Below are 18,018 nucleotides of genomic sequence, written 5' to 3' on the forward strand. Positions count from 1 at the left end.
CGCCGTTCAATGTTTGCCGTTTTCAGCCATTGCCATCGGTCGGTTTTTTTGTTCGCTTTTGCGCACTAATTGAGAACGACCCCTAGGGCTTTTTGAGCTTGTGCAGGTAGCATGACGCCTTATAAGCAGCGCACCAAATGACAGATTGGCTAACGTAACCGAGTGGGTCGAACATTGATCGAAAGACGTCAATTCAGCGGAGGCATGAAGGGGAAAAACCTCCGCTATCTGAATGAAAACCCTGGCGAGCCTGCTCGAATGACTCGGGCAGGCTTTTTGCTGCTCGAGCATTTCTCGCTGCCCGCGTTCACGCAAGCGCTGGATACGATTGTCACCGCGAATCTTCTGCGCCCCGGGTTGTTCTCTTCCCGAACGTTCGGCTTGAATGAGGGGGAGGTCATCAGCGATCTGGGCCTGGTCATCCGGCCGGATGCACGCATAGATTCTTCAGCCATTCACAACCTGGACCTGCTGGTCATTTGCGGCGGTTACAGGACAGAACTGAAGGCGACTGATGAGTTCATCAGCCTGTTGCGAGCGGCGGCAGATCAGGGTGTCATTCTGGCCGGGTTGTGGAACGGTGCGTGGTTCCTGGGCAGCGCAGGCTTGCTCGATGGATACCGTTGCGCCATTCACCCCGAACATCGCCCCGCACTCGCGGAAATCTCCAAGGCAACGCATGTCACCAGTGAACCCTATGTGATTGATCGAGACCGGCTCACTGCGTCCAGTCCCTCTGGGGCATTTCATATGGCGTTGGACTGGATCAAGGAACTGCACGATAAAGCCCTGGTCGAGGGGATCGAGGACATTCTTGCTTTCGAGGAGTCTCGCTACCGGCGCATCAAACCGGCTGAAAATATCTGTGTGAGCGCGCCGCTGCGAGAGGTGGTCAAGCTGATGGATGCCAACCTCGAAGAGCCTCTGGAGCTGGAGCAACTGGCGGTTTATGCCGGCCGTTCCCGGCGACAACTCGAACGCTTGTTCAAGGAGCAGCTCGGGACAACGCCGCAGCGATATTACATGGAGCTGCGCATCACCGAAGCGCGTCGACTCCTTCAGCACACCGAGCTGTCCCAGGTAGACGTGCTGGTTGCCTGTGGCTTTGTGTCGCCCAGTCATTTCAGCAAGTGCTATAGCTCGTACTTCGGCTACAGGCCTTCCAAGGAAAAACGGCTCGTCAAATAGCCGCTTTTTGAGTACCTGCGAGGGTTCCCGACGGCAAAAAACCTGCTGTCGGGAATGGCCCGGTGGCGGCCGCTCGCTGGAGCAGATGCGCCGGACAAGTCCGCAGACTCAGCCCTTGGCCGCCATCGCGGTGACTTCCACACGCATACCTTCGACCGCCAGGGACGCCACGCCAACGGCGGCGCGGACCGGCCAGGGCTTGGCGAAGAAGCGCTTGTAGACTTCGTTGAAGGCGGCTCGGTCGGCCATGTCAGTGAGGTAGATGGTCAGATGCAGCACCCGGTCCATCGAACTGCCGGCAAGCTCCAACGCTACCTTGAGCGCTTGCAGAGTGCATTCACTCTGCTCGGTGATGCCACCCAGTTCCAGGCTGCCGTCGGCACGGGTGGGGATTTGAGTGGAGACCAACAGGCCGCCGAAACCGGCGACATCGGAGGAGATGGATTCCGGGTCTGGGTCGGGGAGAAAGGTGATGTCGCGATTTGCCATGAGGGTTCTCTTGCTTGAGGTGGTGAAAGGCGGTTGTGTATGGGGCAGTTGTAGCAGCTGTCGAGCCCCAGCGAGGCTGCGTTCGGCTGCGAAGCAGTCGTGAATCCGAAACGCGGTCTGCCTGATGTATCGTAATCTCTGATTTTACGACTGCTTTGCAGCCGAACGCAGCCTCGCTGGAGCTCGACAGCTGCTACGGGCGAACGCAGCGTTCGCATTATGACTTAAGGTACCGCGGTCAGTTTACAGCACGAGACTATCTGCCAGCCTCATGGCCTGCTGAGTCGCGGCCTTACGCGCAGCCTGGTCAACGTCTTCCCCCAGGATGGTTTTCTCGACAATCACCGAGTGCACATCGCTCACGCCGATAAATTGCAGCCAGGCTTCCACGTAGGGCTTCTGAAAGTCGAAGCGCTCCGCTGGCGTGATCGACTGCGCCGAAAAATCCAGGCCGCGGGCGTACATCACCACGGCGGTTTTATTGCGCAGCATGCCTTCCAGACCGCGCTCCGGGTCGAAGCTGAATAAAATGTCTTTCTGCGACACCAGGTCGATGAATTGTTTGAGCTTGTACGGAATGCTGAAATTCCACAGTGGCACGGACATTACCAGGACGTCTGCGCGGTGCAGAAACCCGGCCAGGTCTTTCAAGGTGTTCCAGGCGTCTTGCTGCGCCGGGGTCAAGGGCGTGCCATTGAGCCCGGCGTATTTGGCGTCCATTGCCAGCTCGTCGAACTCCGGCAACACCATGTTCCAAAGATCGAGGGTGATGATTTCGGTGTCCGGGGTGTTTTCTTGATAGCGCGCAATGAAGCCGCGGGCGACTTCAAGGGAGGCTGACCGTTGTTTACGCGGGGAACATTCGATGTGCAGAAGGGTGGTCATGGCGTGTCTCGGGCGGGGAAGTTGAATCATTGCAACATAGTTTTATTTGGAATATAAATCGTGAATAAATAAGTCATTAATCACGAATAGAACTATGTTCGATGTGCTGTTGTTAAAAACATTCGTCACCGTCGTCGATGAAGACGGTTTCAGTCGCGCAGCCGAAAAGCTGCACCTGACCCAATCTGCGGTCAGCGGTCACTTGCGGCGACTGGAAGAACAGGTCGGTAAACCGCTGTTGAAGCGTACAACCCGTTCCCAGCAATTGACGCCCGATGGCGAGCGCCTGATCGCTTATGCGCGGACGATCCTCGCGCTGAACCGTGATGCCTGGGCGCAACTGACGCGCACACCGTTTCACGGGCGGGTGCGGATCGGGGTGTCGGAGGATTTTGTCGAACCGCGATTGCTGCGGGCCTTTCAGGATTTCGCGGCGCAGTACCCGGGCATGGAAATCGACGTGCAGGTGGGCATTCCTGGCACGTTGCTGAACCTGATGAAGCAAGGCGATCTTGAGCTGGTCATCGGTTCTCTGTGCGAAACCAGCGAAGCGGGGTTGCTGCTGTGGCAAGAACCGCTGGTGTGGGCCTGGTCGGCGCAACCCGTCACCCAGTTACCGACACCGTTGCCGCTGGCGCTGTTTCCTGAGCCATGTCCTTATCGTGAGATCGCGCTGCGGCGGCTGGCTCAGGCGGGGATCGCCCAACGCACGGCGATGTCATGCACCAGCACGTCCGGGTTGCGGGCGGCGGCGCTGGCTGGTTTCGCGGTGGCGCCCATGACGGTCAGTCAATTGGGGCAGGGACTGGCGGTTCTGGGGGCGGAACAAGGATTGCCGGATTTGCCGGATGCGCAGTTTCGGTTGTTTGCCTCTGCTGAAGCGGATCAAGCGATTATGGCGGCGCTCTCTCAGCTCATTGTGGAGTATTGCTCCACGCGAAGGGCTTGATCGTCATTTACGAGGCGATGATCGGCCCTGTAGGAGCTGTCGATCCCAGCCTGGCGATCAAGTAAGCAGCTCCCGTGGCAGATCGGCGTGCGGCTATGCGGTCGTGAGATAGACTGATCAGCGGGCATCGGACGGTGGGGGTGACAGGTGGCGCGCTTCAGATGGATTCGCTGATCACGGCGGCAGCGCGTGCGCTTGCGGCGGGTGATCCCCTTGGCGCTCTGAACCGCATCGCCTTGCGCGACGATGCGCCAGCCCTCGCGCTTCGCGGCATCGCGATGGCGCAGCTGGGCGACCTTGTGCGCGCGAAGGCCCTGGTGCGCAGCGCCGCACGTGCTTTCGGGCCGAAAGAGGCGTTGCCCCGCGCGCGATGTGTCGTCGCCGAGGCCGAGATCGCGCTCGCCTCGCGGGACCTGAACTGGCCAACCAAGGCACTCGACGCCGCGCGGGCGACGCTTCAGGCGCACGGCGACTGGGTCAACGCCGCCCATGCGCGGTACCTCGAGATTCGCCGCTTGTTGCTGATCGGGCACCTCGACGAAGCCGAACACCGGCTCGCCGAACTCGATCCGACGCCGTTACCACCCGCATCGAGGGCAGCCTACGAACTGGTCGTGGCAGGCGTTGCGATGCGTCGCCTGCAAACAAAAGCAGCGCGCGCGGCACTTGAACGGGCCGAGCGTGCCGCACAACACGCCGCTATCCCCGCGTTGACGGCCGAGGTCGAAAGTGCCGCCCGCATCCTCGACACGCCGGCGGCGCGGCTGATTGTCGGTGGTCAGGAACGGCCGCTGCTGCTCGATGAAATTGAAGCGTTATTGGCGTCCCCCGCCCTGGTCGTGGACGCCTGCCGGTATGTCGTGCGCGACGCAGGCTCGTCAGTTTCACTCGCCCGGCGGCCGGTGCTCTTCGCGCTCGCCCGGGCGTTGGGCGAAGCGTGGCCCGCTGATGTACCGAGGGAGACGTTGATTGCGCGCGCCTTTCGGATGAAATTCGCGGATGACTCCCATCGCGCGCGATTGCGCGTCGAGCTCGGGCGGCTGCGCGCAGCGTTGCACCTGATCGCCGATGTCGTCGCGACCCCACGCGGGTTTGCGCTGGTGCCGCACGGTGCACGTGACGTCGTGGTGCTGGCGCGGCCTGTCGGAGAGCAGCATGCGACGCTGCTCGCCTTCCTCGCTGACGGCGAATCGTGGTCGAGTTCGGCCCTGGCGTTGGCGCTTGGCGCCAGTCAGCGCACCGTGCAACGAGCCCTCGACACGCTGGCGGTGGCCGGTAAGGTGCAGTCGTTCGGTCATGGCCGGGCCCGTCGCTGGATGACCCCGCAGGTTCCAGGATTCGCGACGGTATTGTTACTCACAGGGTTGCTGCCCAATGATTAGCATCCCTTCACCAACCCAGTGAACGAGGAGCAAGACATGAAACATTCAACGGCTGAAATCATCCGCGAATACGGACCTTTCCCAGGCGTCGACAGCGTGCACGGCGTCACCCATGACGGCCGGCAGGTCTGGTTTGCCTCCGGCGACAAACTCAACGCCCTGGATCCTGCGAGTGGCAAGACGCTGCGCTCGATCGATGTCGCCGCCCATGCCGGCACAGCTTTCGACGGTCAGCATCTGTTTCAGATCGCCGAGGATCGTATCCAGAAAATCGACCCACAGACCGGGCGTGTGCTCTCCACCATCCCCGCGCCCGGCGGCGGTGGCGACTCGGGGCTCGCCTGGGCCGAAGGGACGCTTTGGGTGGGTGAATATCGCGAGCGCAAGATTCATCAGCTCGACCCCCAGACCGGGGCAGTGCTGCGCACGCTCGAATCCAACCGCTTCGTCACCGGGGTAACCTGGGTCGAGGGCGACCTGTGGCACGGCACCTGGGAGGGTGACGAGAGTGAGCTGCGGCGAGTCGACCCGGCCACGGGCGAGGTGTTGGAGAGCGTCCAGATGCCAGCTGGCGTCGGGGTCTCGGGACTTGAGTTCGATGGTCGCGACCGGTTTTTCTGTGGCGGCGGCAGCAGCGGGAAGGTGAGGGCGGTGCGCCGGCCTTGATAAGCGTTGGGGGCGGGTATCGGGCCGCAATGCCCGCCCAGAAAAAACGAACTTGCGAAGCGGCCGCGTCTCGAATTTAAAAGACTCGAGAAGAAGGCGCCCAATGAGCAAGTCGATAGGCGCAAAAGACCTGAGTACTCACAGCAGACCTCTACCGGTCATGACGCCCAAGGAGCACCCGCGATACGACCTGGCGCTGTTGATTGCATTTCTTCTCATCGTCGCAGCACTGGGTATTTCACCCCATAGCCGAGTGGATTGGGTCCTGGAAAACCTGCTGGCCCTGCTGCTGGTGATGGTCCTGGTGGGCGTCTCTCGACGGTTCCGTCTGTCTGCCGTTTCCATCAGTCTGGTGTTCGTATTTCTCTGTATTCATGAACTCGGGTCGCACTACACCTATGCACTGGTGCCCTACGACCGCTGGTGCTCAGCCTTGACTGGGGTCAGCCTGAACAAAACCCTTGGGTTGGAACGTAATCATTACGATCGGCTGGTCCATCTGACGTATGGACTCTTGATGGTGTATCCGATTCGGGAAGTGTTGGTGCGAATCACGCCGCTGCGCGGTTTCTGGGTTGGGTTTATCGCGTTGAACATCGTGCTGTCGACCTCGGCTGTCTATGAAATCGTGGAATGGATAGGGGGGCAGTACCTGGGAAAAGACACGGCGAAGGCGTTTGTCGCTGCACAAAATGACCCATGGGACTCTCAAGCCGATATGGCGCTGGCCGTGGCAGGTGCGTTCTTTACGTTATTGGTTGTCTGGTTTCGGCGACGGTTGTTTCATCGAAGCGCTCAATTAAATGCCCTCGAAAAGAATTCATAGAATTTATAGAGTGTTCTAATTGAATGATGTCGATAAGCCGCTAATGTAAAGTTGATGTAACACTTGGGGTGTGCGCGTAGTAGTTGTTTTTCCGACGAGTTGCGTTGAACTTATTTGATCCTGGATAGTATCAATATTATCGCAATGTGCCTGCAAATTGGCAGGTGTTTTTGTCTGGTAACAAGACGCATTAAGACGCGGTCGAATAGCGCTGTATATTCATACAAATGGCCTTTTTGTTTGGCTTTTTATAGTTGCAGGTTATTGATTTTAAATAATATTATTTTGGTTATTTGCTTAGTGTTTTATGTTATTGGTAATTGCGATTCATCCTGTTGGGTGGCGATATTTTGGCAAGGGTAGTGTCAAAAAATAACTCTATAATTCGTCGGGCATTTTTCTGGCGGGGTGCTAGTGTTGGTAGTCTTGTGTTGGATCACACTTGGGTGCTTCTTAGGGGGAGTGCATCATGTCGACTCCAAATCCTCGTATTGCAGTTTTCGGTAATAGGGTTGCCAGTTCTAATATCCCGAAACTTGAACACTTTTCGGATCTAAGCAGTTTATTGGCTGCGCCTGTTTTCGATGTTCTATTGCTTGATATGCCAGCGGCTTATGCCGGGCGAGTGTTGCGCAAATTGCGCTCGACGCCGGCATATCGCTATCAGCTCGTTTACTGCTGTCGGGACCTGGACAGCTGGTGTGAAGCGCTGGGTGATGGCACTTGCCCTGCCGAAACAAGCGAAATAAAAATGCTCTGGGAGATCTGGCGAGAACGCTTCAACCTGTTCCGGCAGGGGTCTGCGCCCGAGCGGTTTGAAAGTCGGGTGCTGTCGTGGCTGTGGTTGCGTGCCGACGCCCATGTGTATGCCCTGCGCGACCCCGAAGTCCCCCAGCATTATCGCTATCCGCTGCTCGAAGCACTGGCGGATGCCGAGCAGGTCAACCCGTTTGTCTGGCTCAGTCTGATGGTGCAGCACGACTGGCTGGAAGAGGGCGTACTGGTCGATCGCGTACGTCTGTGTTCGGACTGTGGTTCGGGGCGCCTCAATTACATTGATGTGTGCGCCGAATGCCAGGCGATGGACATTTCACGGCAACCCTCATTGCACTGCTTTACCTGTGGTCACGTGGGTCATCAGGAGTCATTTCTCAAGGATGGCGTGTTGCTCTGCCCCAACTGTCTGAACCGTTTGCGGCACATTGGCAGTGACTACGATCGCCCTTTGGAAAACTACCGCTGCCGCTCATGCCAGGCGTTTTTTGTCGACGCCGATGTGCAGGCGCGTTGCCTGGATTGCGGCTTATCACACGCGCCCGACAAGCTGCGCATACGCGAAGTTCGAGACTTTCATCTGACGGAAGCGGGGCGGTTTCGTTGTCGTCAGGATTTCAACGATCGATCGATCGACCATTTCGGCCGCCTCAATTTGTTGGGCGGCAAGGATTTCTTCGAGCTTTTGACCTGGCAGCTTCAGGTGGTGCGTCGTTACAAGCAGCCGGCGTTCTCGTTGATCGGCCTGCGCTTCGTCAACCTGGCCGGTACGCTGGCGCGTCTTGGCGAGCACCGCGGGCATGCCTTCATCGATAGCCTGACGGATCGACTGAAGGAATCCGTCAGGGAAACCGATCGCTGCTCGCGAAGCACCGAAGAGTTCTTCTGGATCATGCTGCCGCACACGGATGGCAAAGGGCTGGAGTTCGTCGCCCAGCGCTTGAGCCGGGTCGCCGAATTGTTTTCCGCGCCGGAGGTCAGTGACATTTCCCTGCGCGTCGTCAGTTTCACGGCCCCTGGGGATTTGCTCGAGAAAGAAGACGGTGAGCTGCTGCTGGCCCGTCTCGCCAGTGAGTTGATTTAAGCCATGAGCCCGTTGATGGAGCAACTCTACAGCATGCTCAGTGCAATCATGGGGACGGACGGTTTGAGCCGGTTGTTCTACATGCTCTTTCCGTTGTTTCTGGTGTTTGAATTGCCGCTGACGATCATGGTGCTGCTCGGCGTATTGCGCTGGTTTACCCGTCGGCGCAGCAGCGTGCCGAAGACCAGCCTCTATCGTCCCAAAGTCTCTTGCATCATCACTTGCTACAGCGAAGGAATGGATGTCCAGACCACGCTGTTGAGCCTGTGCGAGCAGACCTACCCCGGCCACATCGAGATGATTCCGGTGGTGGACGGCGCCACGATCAATCAACCGACGCTCAGCGCCGTTCGCCGTTTCAACGTGGACCCGCTGTTGTACCCCCGGCGTCATTTGCGCCCGATCGCCAAATGGCAGAGGGGCGGACGGGTGTCGTCATTGAACGCCGGTTTGTCCCATGCCAGCGGCGACATCGTCATGGCGCTCGACGGTGATACGTCCTTCGACAACAACATGGTCAGTGCCATTGTGCGCAATTTCGAAGACCCCTCGGTGCCTGCGGTCGCTGGCAGCCTGCGGGTGCGCAATGTCTGGGGCTCCTGGGTCACGGCGATGCAGGCGCTGGAATACGTGTTGTCGATTCACATGTCGAAAATCGGTCTGGCCGAATGGAACCTGGTGAATAACGTCTCGGGTGCCTTCGGCGCTTTCCGCCGCAGTTTCCTGGTGAAAATCGGTGGCTGGAACACCCATACCGCGGAGGATCTGGACCTGACGCTGCGCATCAAAAGTTACTTCAAGCGACATGACTTGAGGATTCCCTTCGAGCCGGAAGCCATCGGGCATACCGATGCACCCGCGACGCTCAGGCAGTTTCTGATGCAGCGTTTGCGCTGGGACGGCGACCTGTTTTTTCTGTACGTCAGAAAGCACAACCACAACATCAACCCGGATTTACTGGGCTGGCCAACCTTCCTGATGATCCTGCTCAGTGGCTTCTTTTTCCAGTTGGTGCTGCCGTTCATCATCTTCATCTACACCTTGCTGGCGCTGTTCATTCTGCCGGGCAAGACGCTGTTGTTTCTGTTTGCGCTGATCTACCTGCTGTACCTGTTAATCACCATGCTGCTGTTTGGGGCCATGTTGTCGATGGTGTCCGACCGACCTCGACAGGACGTGACCCTGGGGTTTTTGGTGCCTGTCTTCCCTCTGTTCATGCTACTCATTCGGTGCTGGAGCGCAGTGGCGATGCTCAACGAGATGTTTCGTCGAGGCCATGAAGAGACCTCGATGGCGCCGTGGTGGGTTCTTAAACGAGCCACGAGGTTTTGATATGCGATCAGTACTTCTAGCCTTGACGCTGTCGCTACCCCCTGCGGCGCTCGTCGCACAACCGCTGCCCCTTCAGGATTTGATCGACAAGCAGCAAGCCTCTGCATCGGCAGCACCTGAACTTGCGCAACCGCGTTTCTTGTTGGCGTCCACGGCGGCGCCGAAGTCAGGGGCAGAGGCGGGGACGAGTTCGGGCAAATGGTCCCAGGCCAGTTATGTCTGGGACAGCGAAGCGTTGCTCGATCCCGATCGGCGCGAGGCGGAGCTTCAGGCGCTGCGCAAGGCCGGGATGGACAAGGTCTACCTCGGCCTCAAGGCTGCGCAGGTCAATGACCTGGTCACGACTCGCCAACGGCTGGAGCAATTGCTTCAGGACGCGGCCCGAGAAGATCTGCAAGTGAGTCTATTGCTCGGCGATTCGAGCTGGATCGAGCCGACGGACCGTCACCAGCTCAGCGATTTATTGAAGAAGTTGAAGGGGCTTGCATTCAGCAGCCTGCATCTGGACCTCGAGGTCGAGCAACTGGGCATGCCCGTCCCTGATCAGCGCCTGAAAAACTGGCTCGATACCTTGCGCATGGCGTCAAACGAGAGCTCTTGGCCCGTGGAAATATCCAGCCATCATCGCTGGTTCGCTGAACCGAAGCTTGGGCAGACCTGTGTGCCGTGCGCGCTGCCCGAGGCCGGCGTACATCAGGTCAGCCTGATGATCTACACCCGCAACCCGCAAAACAGCGCTCGCATGACAGAGCAGATCGCCAAGCGCTGGCCCGCTCTGCAATTTCGTTTGGCACAAAGCACAGAACCCGAATTGCCAGCCACGGAAAGCTGGGCGGGTGCATCGACTGAACAGTTGAAACACCAGGCCAGCGCCTGGCGCGAACAATTGCAACCGCGGGGGGTTGCCGGTATCGACTGGCAGGCCTGGCGAGACTTCCCCAAACGGTGAGCCGTCATGAAAATTCGTTTCGATAGTCGCAAAGAATTGAACCCCACCCAGGAACAGGGCTTGAGCGTGCTGTACGCACCCGGCAAGCGCATGGCCTTTCGCGCGCGCTGGTATTTGATTCTGTTGCTGGTCGCCAGCCCACTGATCTGGCTGGGTGGAAAGCTGGCGTACAGCATGCTGATGATCGACGCACCGGCGCAATTGCGCCTGCCGATTTACGAGGTGCGAGCGCGCGATGCCGGCCGGGTCGATCAGCTGTTTGCAAAGGCCGGTGAGCAAGTCCAGGCCAATCAGATGCTGGTCACGCTGGACAACCCGGAATGGAGGGCCCGATTGGTGCAACTGGCCGCCATGCCGACCAAGGCGACGGTCACAGGCGCAGGCACTGCCCAATTGGGCGGCCGCGAGCGTCAGTTGCTCAAGACCCGAATCGGCAGGGCGGAACAAAAGATCAAGGAATTGGAGTACCTGGTTGATCGAGGCGCGGCGGCTCGCGGCGAGGTGCTGGCAGCGCAGTCGGAGCTCGACGGGTTTCGGGCGGACCTGCTGGCCTTCGAGCGCCGCGAGCAACTGGCGCGTCAGCCCCCGCAGGGGCTTGAGCGCGAGATCATTCAGCAGAACGCCGAGCAGCAGTGGTTGAAGACGCGTCTCGCCGCATTGTCGATCAAGGCAGGACAGAGCGGCCGGATCGCGGAAGTGCTGGTGACTCCGGGCGAAAACGTCGGTGCCGGCACGCTGTTGATGCGCTTGGAGCGGCTGGAGGACCCGTTGCTATGGATTTATCTGGAACCGCTCAACATCAGTTACGCCGCTATCGGTCAGCCGCTGCGCGTGCGCATGCCGGATGGCCAATGGCTGGCGGCGCATGTCGTGCAGGCGGTGGACAGCGCCGGGCGCACACCGACGGTGCTGCGCGGGCCGTTTGCTGCCAGTGAAATGGGCTTGCAGGTCGCCGCCCGGTTCGATGACCCGCTGCCGCCGCGCTGGCGAATCGATCAACTGCCGTTGAATGTTCGCTTCCCCACCGATTGGCAAGAGGTGTTCAGTGCCGGCCGGGCGTTGATGGAAAAAGTCGAAGGGCTCGTCGCGATGGATCGACCTACAACCACTACTCCAGAGTGAATTTGCCATGTCTGCTGATCGAATTCTTGTGACGGGTGGCGCGGGCTTCATTGGTTCGCACTTGGTCGAAGCCTTGCTTGAAAACGGCTATGGCGTGCGGGTACTGGATGATCTTTCAACCGGCAAACTGGCGAATCTGCCGGTGGATCGGGCGCATTTGAGCCTGATAGTCGGGGATGTCGCGGACGCGCCGACGGTGGAGCGCGCCCTGAAAGATTGCAGCGCGGTGGTGCATCTGGCCGCGGTCGCCTCGGTTCAGGCGTCGGTCGAAGACCCGGTCGCCACCCATCAAAGCAACTTCATCGGGACGCTGAACATCTGCGAAGCCATGCGCCAGGCCGGCCTGAGAAGGGTGGTGTTCGCCTCCAGTGCCGCCATCTATGGCAACAACGGCGAGGGCTCGGCCATTGCCGAAGACACACCAAAAGCCCCGTTGACGCCCTATGCCGCGGACAAACTGGCCAGTGAGCATTTCTTTGATTTTTACCGCCGCCAGCATGGTCTGGAGCCAGTGATCTTGCGCTTCTTCAACATTTACGGACCACGCCAGGACCCTTCATCGCCTTACTCCGGGGTCATCAGTATCTTCAGCGAAAGAGCCCAGAAACACCTGCCCGTCACGGTGTACGGGGACGGTGAACAGACCCGGGATTTCGTTTATGTGGAGGACCTTGTAAAGGTACTGGTACAGGCGGTGAAAGAATCGGAGCCGAGCGGCGAACCGGTCAACGTCGGTTTCAACCGCTCCACCAGCATCAACGAACTGGCGGCCACGTTGAGCACTCTGCTGGGCCGGCCTCTGGCGTTGAATTACGCTGCCCCGCGCTCCGGTGACATCCGCCATTCCCGGGCCGATAACCAGCGTTTGCTTGAACGTTTTCAGTGCACGGAGCCGACCTGTTTTGCCGATGGTTTGGGCCAGTTACTCAGAAGTCTTGAGGGCGGCGACCGGTAAGCCCGGGCCTATAACTTTATGAGGGTAAGTTAAGCCATTCAGTTGAACGCACTCTGTAGCAGCTGCCGAGCCCGCGAGGCTGCGTTCGGCTGCCAAGCAGTCGTGAGTCCGGCTGACGCAGTATGCCTGATGCACCGCAATTGCTGGCTTTACGACTGCTACGCAGCCGAACGCAGCCTCGCGGGCTCGGCAGCTGCTACAGGATTAGGTCGTATAACCGGATGGAACTGTTGTAGCAGGCGCACCGTCAATCGAGGATAGGGCCACCAGACCTGATTGTGTGAGAAGTAGAAGCACTGGAGGCAATGCCAGTCAGTTAAACCGCACAACCTGTGGGAGCGGGCTTAACTGACTGGCATTAAGCGCTGGAGACCTTAATTCTTCGACTGAATGACGGAGGGCCTCTCCATGAGGATCGCTCAGATCGCGCCGCTCACCGAACGTTGTCCGCCCCGTTTGTACGGTGGCACTGAGCGGATCGTGTCTTACCTGACCGAAGAACTGGTGCGCCAGGGCCACGATGTCACGCTCTTCGCCAGCGGCGATTCGCTAACCTCGGCACGCCTGGAAGCGGGCGCGCACCAAGCCCTGCGGTTCGATCCACGCATCAAGGACGGGGCGCCTCATCACATTCTGATGCTCGATCAGGTCCTGCGTCAGGCGGATCAATTCGACGTGATGCATTTTCATGTCGATATCTTCCATTTTCCATTGATTCGACACCTGGCCGGGCGCAGCGTGACCACGCTTCACGGGCGTCTGGACATTGCGGATTACCAATCCTTTTACCCTCACTTTCCCGAGGTGCCGCTGGTCTCGGTGTCCAAGGCGCAACGCAGTCCGGTGAAGGGCGACGTCAATTGGGTGGGCAACGTCTATCACGGCATTCCGGGTGATCTGCTGACCTTCAACCCTGAACCGAGCGGCGACTATCTGGTGTTTCTGGGGCGTATCTCTCCCGAAAAGCGCCCGGACCGCGCCATCGAGATTGCCTCGAAGGCCGGGCTGTCATTGAAGATCGCCGCCAAGGTCGACAGAGCTGATCAGGCTTATTGGGAAGAAGTCATCGCACCGATGATCGCCACCCATCCGAATGTCGAATTTCTCGGCGAGATCGATGAATCGCAAAAGGCAGATTTGCTGGGCAATGCTCGCGCCTTGATCTTTCCCATCGACTGGCCTGAGCCGTTCGGCCTGGTCATGATCGAAGCCATGGCGTGCGGCACGCCGGTGATTGCGTTTGGTCAGGGCTCGGTGCCGGAAGTGATCGATGAGGGGGTATCCGGTTATATCGTCGATGGTGTCGCAGGAGCGGTAGCGGCGGTGCAGCGGTTGGCAGAGCTGGATCGGCGCAGGGTGCGGGCCAGGTTCGACGAGCGATTCACGGTCGAGCGCATGACCAATCACTATCTGGAGTTGTACCGCCATCTGACGGCGGGCAACACCTATGGCCATCCCTCCACACCCTTCGATATTCCGGCCACCGCGTCGCTGCAAGAGCTGCGCTTGCGCAACCTGAAAAACAACGACACCTTCGCGGTGTTCGATCCCAATGGCGACGTGCTGTTTGCGGACGACAGCCCGCAAGGGATTTTCCATACCGATACCCGACACCTTTCCGGGCTCTACCTGACGCTTAACGGCGCGCGGCCGCTGTTGCTCAGTTCGACGCTGCGTGATGATAACGCGATGCTCACGTGCGACCTGACCAACCCGGATCTGTTCGACGCCCATGGTGAAAAAATCCTGCACCACGATTTGATCCATTTGCGCCGCTCACGGTTCTTGTGGAACGGCTCCTGCTATGAACGGCTGACCCTGCGCAATTTCGACGATTCGCCCCAGCATCTGCAATTGAGAATCCAGTTCGCGGCCGACTTCAAAGACCTGTTCGAAGTTCGCGGCGCCCGGCGTCCGCAACGCGGCGAAGGGCACCGGGCAGAGATTACCGATGAAGAGGTGGTGCTTTCCTACACCGGTCTGGATCACAAACGGCGCATGACCCGCCTGCGTTTCGCCCCGGTGCCGGCCAGCCTGACCTGCGATTCGGCGTTGTTCGAGGTTCGGCTGGCCCCGGGGGAAAGCCAGTCGCTGTTCATGGACATCAATTGCGGCGTGCAAAATCCGCCGTTTACGGTGCGCCACGGGTTCTTTATTTCATTGCGCGATTCCCGGCGCGAGTTACGCACATTCTCTTCGCGGGCGGCCTCTGTAGTGAGTTCCCACGATGTGTTCAACGAGGCGGTCAGCCGCAGCGTTTCCGACCTCTACATGCTCATGACCAAAACCCGTGAGGGGCTCTATCCCTATGCCGGCATTCCATGGTTCAGCACCGTTTTCGGACGAGATGCGCTGATCACGGCATGGGAGATGCTGTGGTTTGATCCCGGTATTGCCAAAGGCGTGCTCGGGCATCTGGCCGCCAACCAGGCAACCATCGTTGACCCCCATGCCGATTCCGAGCCCGGTAAAATCCTGCACGAGATAAGGCTGGGGGAAATGGCCGAATTGGGCGAGGTGCCGTTCCGCCGCTACTACGGCAGCATCGATTCCACGCCGCTGTTCGTCATGCTGGCCGCCGCGTATCTGGAGCGCACCAATGACCTGGGCACACTGCGTCAGCTCTGGCCCAATATCGAAGCAGCGCTGAGCTGGATCGAGGAGTACGGCGACCGTGATGGCGATGGTTTTGTCGAGTATGGCCGGCAGTCCGCCGAGGGGCTGATTAACCAGGGTTGGAAAGACAGTCACGATTCGGTTTTCCATGCCGATGGGCAACTGGCCGTGGGTCCGATTGCGATTGTCGAAGTTCAGGCCTACGTGTATGGCGCCTGGACTGGTGCCGCTAAAATCGCTCGTCGGCTGGGTAATCCAGACCAGGCTCAACGCCTCAAATACAAGGCTCAACGCTTGCGCGAAGAATTCGATAACCGCTTCTTCGACGAAGAACTGGGCACTTATGTATTGGCCTTGGACGGCAACAAGAAACCTTGTCGAATCCGTACCTCCAATGCCGGCCATGCCCTGTTCGCCGGCATCGCTTACCCGGAACGCGCGGCATCGGTCGTCGACGCCCTTATGGACCGCTCATCCTTTTCCGGCTGGGGCGTGCGCACCGTCGCATCCTCCCAGGCACGCTATAACCCGATGAGTTATCACAACGGCTCCGTCTGGCCCCATGACAATGCGCTGATCGCCGCCGGCTTCGCCCGCTACGGTTACCGTCGGGACGCGGCGCGGATTTTCGAAGGGCTGTTCGCCGCGTCGACCTACATCGATCTGCGGCGCCTGCCCGAACTGTTTTGCGGCTTTGCCCGGCAACGTACCCAAGGGCCGACGTTCTATCCAGTCGCCTGCATGCCCCAGGCCTGGGCCGCTGCAGCACCGTTGTCGATGATTCAGTCGTGCCTGGGGCTGAGCTTCAGGCCGAGGAAGCTCAATATCATGTTCGACGAACCGGTGCTCCCGGCGTTTCTGGACACCATCGCCTTGCGGCGTTTGGCAGTGGGTGCTGAATGTGTGGACTTGATGCTCCGGCGCTCGGGGGAAAACGTCATGATCGAGGTTCTCAATCGCCAGGGCCCGGTGCGGATCTTGAGTACCAGTTAGCAAGATGGGCGCGAGCGTGTCAGAAGGTGAACGCTTGTGCCGACGGATGCTGAGCCATTTCAGTCTCCAGCAGATGCTCAACCAGCACATCATTCAAAAAGCGGAACTGATCGTTGAGCCCGACCACTTCGTTACTGAAGTGGTTGGCCGCTGCGGGCATCAGCAAGGCCTCGAAGTGCTCATCGAACACCAGCGCGACTGCTTTGCGAGACACGACCTGCTGCGAATAATAGTTGCTGCCGAACACCGGAAAGCTCACGGCGAGGCTGACGGAATGAATCATGATTTCGGCTCCTCGGTTTGACCGATATCCAGCACCAAGCGGGAAAACAGGGTCAGGGTAACGGTCGTCAGGGCCAGGCAGGTCAGGAGATGGATCAACATGGTTTGCCCCTCCGGTGCGGGGTTGAAATAGGGATGAGATTGATCCTGCACCTGATGGTTTTTTTGCGGAAGGCATTCGCGGCGATGGTGAATATTGATGTGAATGATGGTGGCGATCTTCGGTGGTCTTGAGGGCCTATTCGCGAGCAAGCCCGCTCCCACATTGGATCTCCTGTGTACACAAATTTTGTGTCCGACAGTGATCCAATGTGGGAGCGAGCCTGCTCGCGAAGGCGTCTTTGAGGGCGCCATCCATTCATCTGACGGACGGCCCTCGCCCCCGACCTATACTCAAATCAGTACGCTGTTTAGCGTTGGACACTCCGTTCGGCGCAGTCTGTAGGACCCCGCGATCTTGAACCTGCGTTCGCTGATCGTCGCTGTGTTGGTGATATTGGCGGGATGCGCCACGCCTACGCCTGCCCCGGTAATCGTGGTGCCGGTGGTCGTGCCCCAGAGCACCTGGCAGCAGGTGGACCGGGAGATTGTCGCAGCTTCGCAACAGGCCACCGAACAGGCCAGGGTCTACGCCCGCGGGTCCATGGAGCACTGGCGCACGCGGGTTTATCAGCAAACCGAAGAAGTCTTCATTCCGTGGTTCAGCAGCTACTGGACCCAGGAATGGCTGTCGATGAAAGTCAGCTGGTACGCCATCAATGCCGGAGACGAGCAGGATGCGGCGACCAAACGCCTGGCGGCCTATCTGCTGGAGCAATATCACCGGCGGGTGCTGGAACCGGTGGCGGTGGAAGTCGATCCCGACGCGATTCTTGGGCAGGCGACAGAGTTTTATGTGCAACTGATGGGGCAGCAGCTCGAAGTTATTTCCAAACGTCATGGCGTGCCAATGGCGCAGCTCAACGGTCGCATCCAGAAAATTCCGGCTATTTCACTGGGCCCGCCGCCTGCCCGTGACGCTTCGCTGTATCAGGTGGTGCATGCCGAACTGAGCAAATTGCCGGCCTACCTGGCGCTGATCGAGAAGATCCACACGGCAGGCGGCGAGAAGGGCATCGCCTCGACGGACGCCGGCATGGCGCCGGTGGCCAAGCGTGCCAGCAAGCGAATACAAGCCGAAATGGCCCCGCGAGGGGCGGCCAGTGCGGTGGCAGCAATGGCGGGGAAGGCGGCCGGTGCGCTGATCTCTGTGGGAGTGGCGGGGGTGCGCGCAATTATCCAGGCCAACGACCGGCCCGACAGCGAAGCGCTGATCCGCAGCAGCCTGGGCAATTCGTTCGACAAGGCATGGGTGAAGCTGGTGGATAACCCCGCAACCGGCGTCATGGCCGGAACGCTGTACATGGCCAGGCAGATCGAGGGCAGCCTGGAGGAGACCGTAGAACCGTCGGTCGGTCTGGATGCAGGCACTGTCGATTTTAGCCACGTTGAATCGACTACCCAGCAGATCACCCCATAACCCGAGG

Annotated in this window: 16 protein-coding genes; 12 read left to right on the plus strand and 4 right to left on the minus strand. The window is 59.3% G+C overall.

Annotation, left to right across the window (positions count from 1 at the left end):
- The first annotated feature begins 174 nt into the window (after window positions 1–174).
- Window positions 175–1,188, plus strand: a complete 1,014-nt coding sequence (locus IB250_RS06725) for a GlxA family transcriptional regulator (protein WP_192343501.1) — start codon at window positions 175–177, stop codon at window positions 1,186–1,188.
- 108 nt (window positions 1,189–1,296) lie between these two features.
- On the opposite strand, the gene IB250_RS06730 is transcribed toward IB250_RS06725, so the two are convergent.
- Together IB250_RS06730 and IB250_RS06735 are read right to left on the minus strand one after the other, a co-directional pair.
- Window positions 1,297–1,677: a RidA family protein gene (locus IB250_RS06730; RefSeq protein WP_192343502.1), complete on the minus strand. Its 381-nt coding sequence runs from the start codon at window positions 1,675–1,677 to the stop codon at window positions 1,297–1,299.
- A 243-nt stretch (window positions 1,678–1,920) separates the two neighbouring features.
- Window positions 1,921–2,562, minus strand: coding sequence for an FMN-dependent NADH-azoreductase (locus tag IB250_RS06735; protein WP_192343503.1), 642 nt, complete (start codon window positions 2,560–2,562; stop codon window positions 1,921–1,923).
- 94 nt (window positions 2,563–2,656) lie between these two features.
- On the opposite strand from IB250_RS06735, the gene IB250_RS06740 reads away from it, so the two are divergent.
- From IB250_RS06740 to IB250_RS06785, 10 genes are all read left to right on the plus strand, one after another.
- The gene (locus IB250_RS06740; protein WP_192343504.1) at window positions 2,657–3,511 is read left to right on the plus strand and encodes a LysR family transcriptional regulator; all 855 of its coding nucleotides are present in this window, start codon (window positions 2,657–2,659) and stop codon (window positions 3,509–3,511) included.
- Window positions 3,512–3,672: 161 nt separating this feature from the next.
- Window positions 3,673–4,893: a helix-turn-helix domain-containing protein gene (locus tag IB250_RS06745; protein ID WP_192343505.1), complete on the plus strand. Its 1,221-nt coding sequence runs from the start codon at window positions 3,673–3,675 to the stop codon at window positions 4,891–4,893.
- A gap of 36 nt (window positions 4,894–4,929) precedes the next feature.
- Window positions 4,930–5,559, plus strand: a complete 630-nt coding sequence (locus tag IB250_RS06750; protein ID WP_192343506.1) for a PQQ-binding-like beta-propeller repeat protein — start codon at window positions 4,930–4,932, stop codon at window positions 5,557–5,559.
- A gap of 103 nt (window positions 5,560–5,662) precedes the next feature.
- Window positions 5,663–6,385, plus strand: a complete 723-nt coding sequence (locus tag IB250_RS06755) for a DUF2238 domain-containing protein (RefSeq protein WP_192343507.1) — start codon at window positions 5,663–5,665, stop codon at window positions 6,383–6,385.
- Window positions 6,386–6,854: 469 nt separating this feature from the next.
- Entirely contained in the window at window positions 6,855–8,243 is a 1,389-nt protein-coding gene (locus tag IB250_RS06760) for a diguanylate cyclase domain-containing protein (RefSeq protein WP_192343508.1), read from the plus strand.
- Window positions 8,244–8,246: 3 nt separating this feature from the next.
- Window positions 8,247–9,575 carry a glycosyltransferase family 2 protein gene (locus tag IB250_RS06765; protein WP_192343509.1) on the plus strand — a complete coding sequence of 443 codons (1,329 nt, stop codon included), beginning with the start codon at window positions 8,247–8,249 and terminating at the stop codon, window positions 9,573–9,575.
- A 1-nt stretch (window position 9,576) separates the two neighbouring features.
- Window positions 9,577–10,524 carry a hypothetical protein gene (locus IB250_RS06770; RefSeq protein ID WP_192343510.1) on the plus strand — a complete coding sequence of 316 codons (948 nt, stop codon included), beginning with the start codon at window positions 9,577–9,579 and terminating at the stop codon, window positions 10,522–10,524.
- A gap of 6 nt (window positions 10,525–10,530) precedes the next feature.
- Window positions 10,531–11,646, plus strand: coding sequence for an HlyD family secretion protein (locus IB250_RS06775; RefSeq protein ID WP_192343511.1), 1,116 nt, complete (start codon window positions 10,531–10,533; stop codon window positions 11,644–11,646).
- 7 nt (window positions 11,647–11,653) lie between these two features.
- Entirely contained in the window at window positions 11,654–12,601 is a 948-nt protein-coding gene (locus IB250_RS06780; RefSeq protein WP_192343512.1) for an NAD-dependent epimerase/dehydratase family protein, read from the plus strand.
- Window positions 12,602–13,009: 408 nt separating this feature from the next.
- Window positions 13,010–16,210, plus strand: a complete 3,201-nt coding sequence (locus IB250_RS06785; protein WP_192343513.1) for a glycogen debranching N-terminal domain-containing protein — start codon at window positions 13,010–13,012, stop codon at window positions 16,208–16,210.
- A gap of 19 nt (window positions 16,211–16,229) precedes the next feature.
- On the opposite strand, the gene IB250_RS06790 is transcribed toward IB250_RS06785, so the two are convergent.
- Together IB250_RS06790 and IB250_RS06795 are read right to left on the minus strand one after the other, a co-directional pair.
- Complete coding sequence (locus IB250_RS06790; protein ID WP_192343514.1) at window positions 16,230–16,493, minus strand: hypothetical protein; 264 nt, start codon at window positions 16,491–16,493, stop codon at window positions 16,230–16,232.
- Window positions 16,490–16,756 carry a hypothetical protein gene (locus IB250_RS06795; RefSeq protein WP_192343815.1) on the minus strand — a complete coding sequence of 89 codons (267 nt, stop codon included), beginning with the start codon at window positions 16,754–16,756 and terminating at the stop codon, window positions 16,490–16,492. Before IB250_RS06795 ends, IB250_RS06790 begins: the two co-directional genes overlap by 4 nt.
- Window positions 16,757–16,949: 193 nt before the next feature.
- On the opposite strand from IB250_RS06795, the gene IB250_RS06800 reads away from it, so the two are divergent.
- On the plus strand, window positions 16,950–18,011 hold the full coding sequence (locus IB250_RS06800; protein WP_192343515.1) for a hypothetical protein: 1,062 nt from the start codon (window positions 16,950–16,952) through the stop codon (window positions 18,009–18,011).
- Window positions 18,012–18,018 lie beyond the last annotated feature (7 nt).

It is taken from the genome of Pseudomonas sp. PDM09, from assembly GCF_014852305.1.
Lineage (GTDB): Bacteria > Pseudomonadota > Gammaproteobacteria > Pseudomonadales > Pseudomonadaceae > Aquipseudomonas.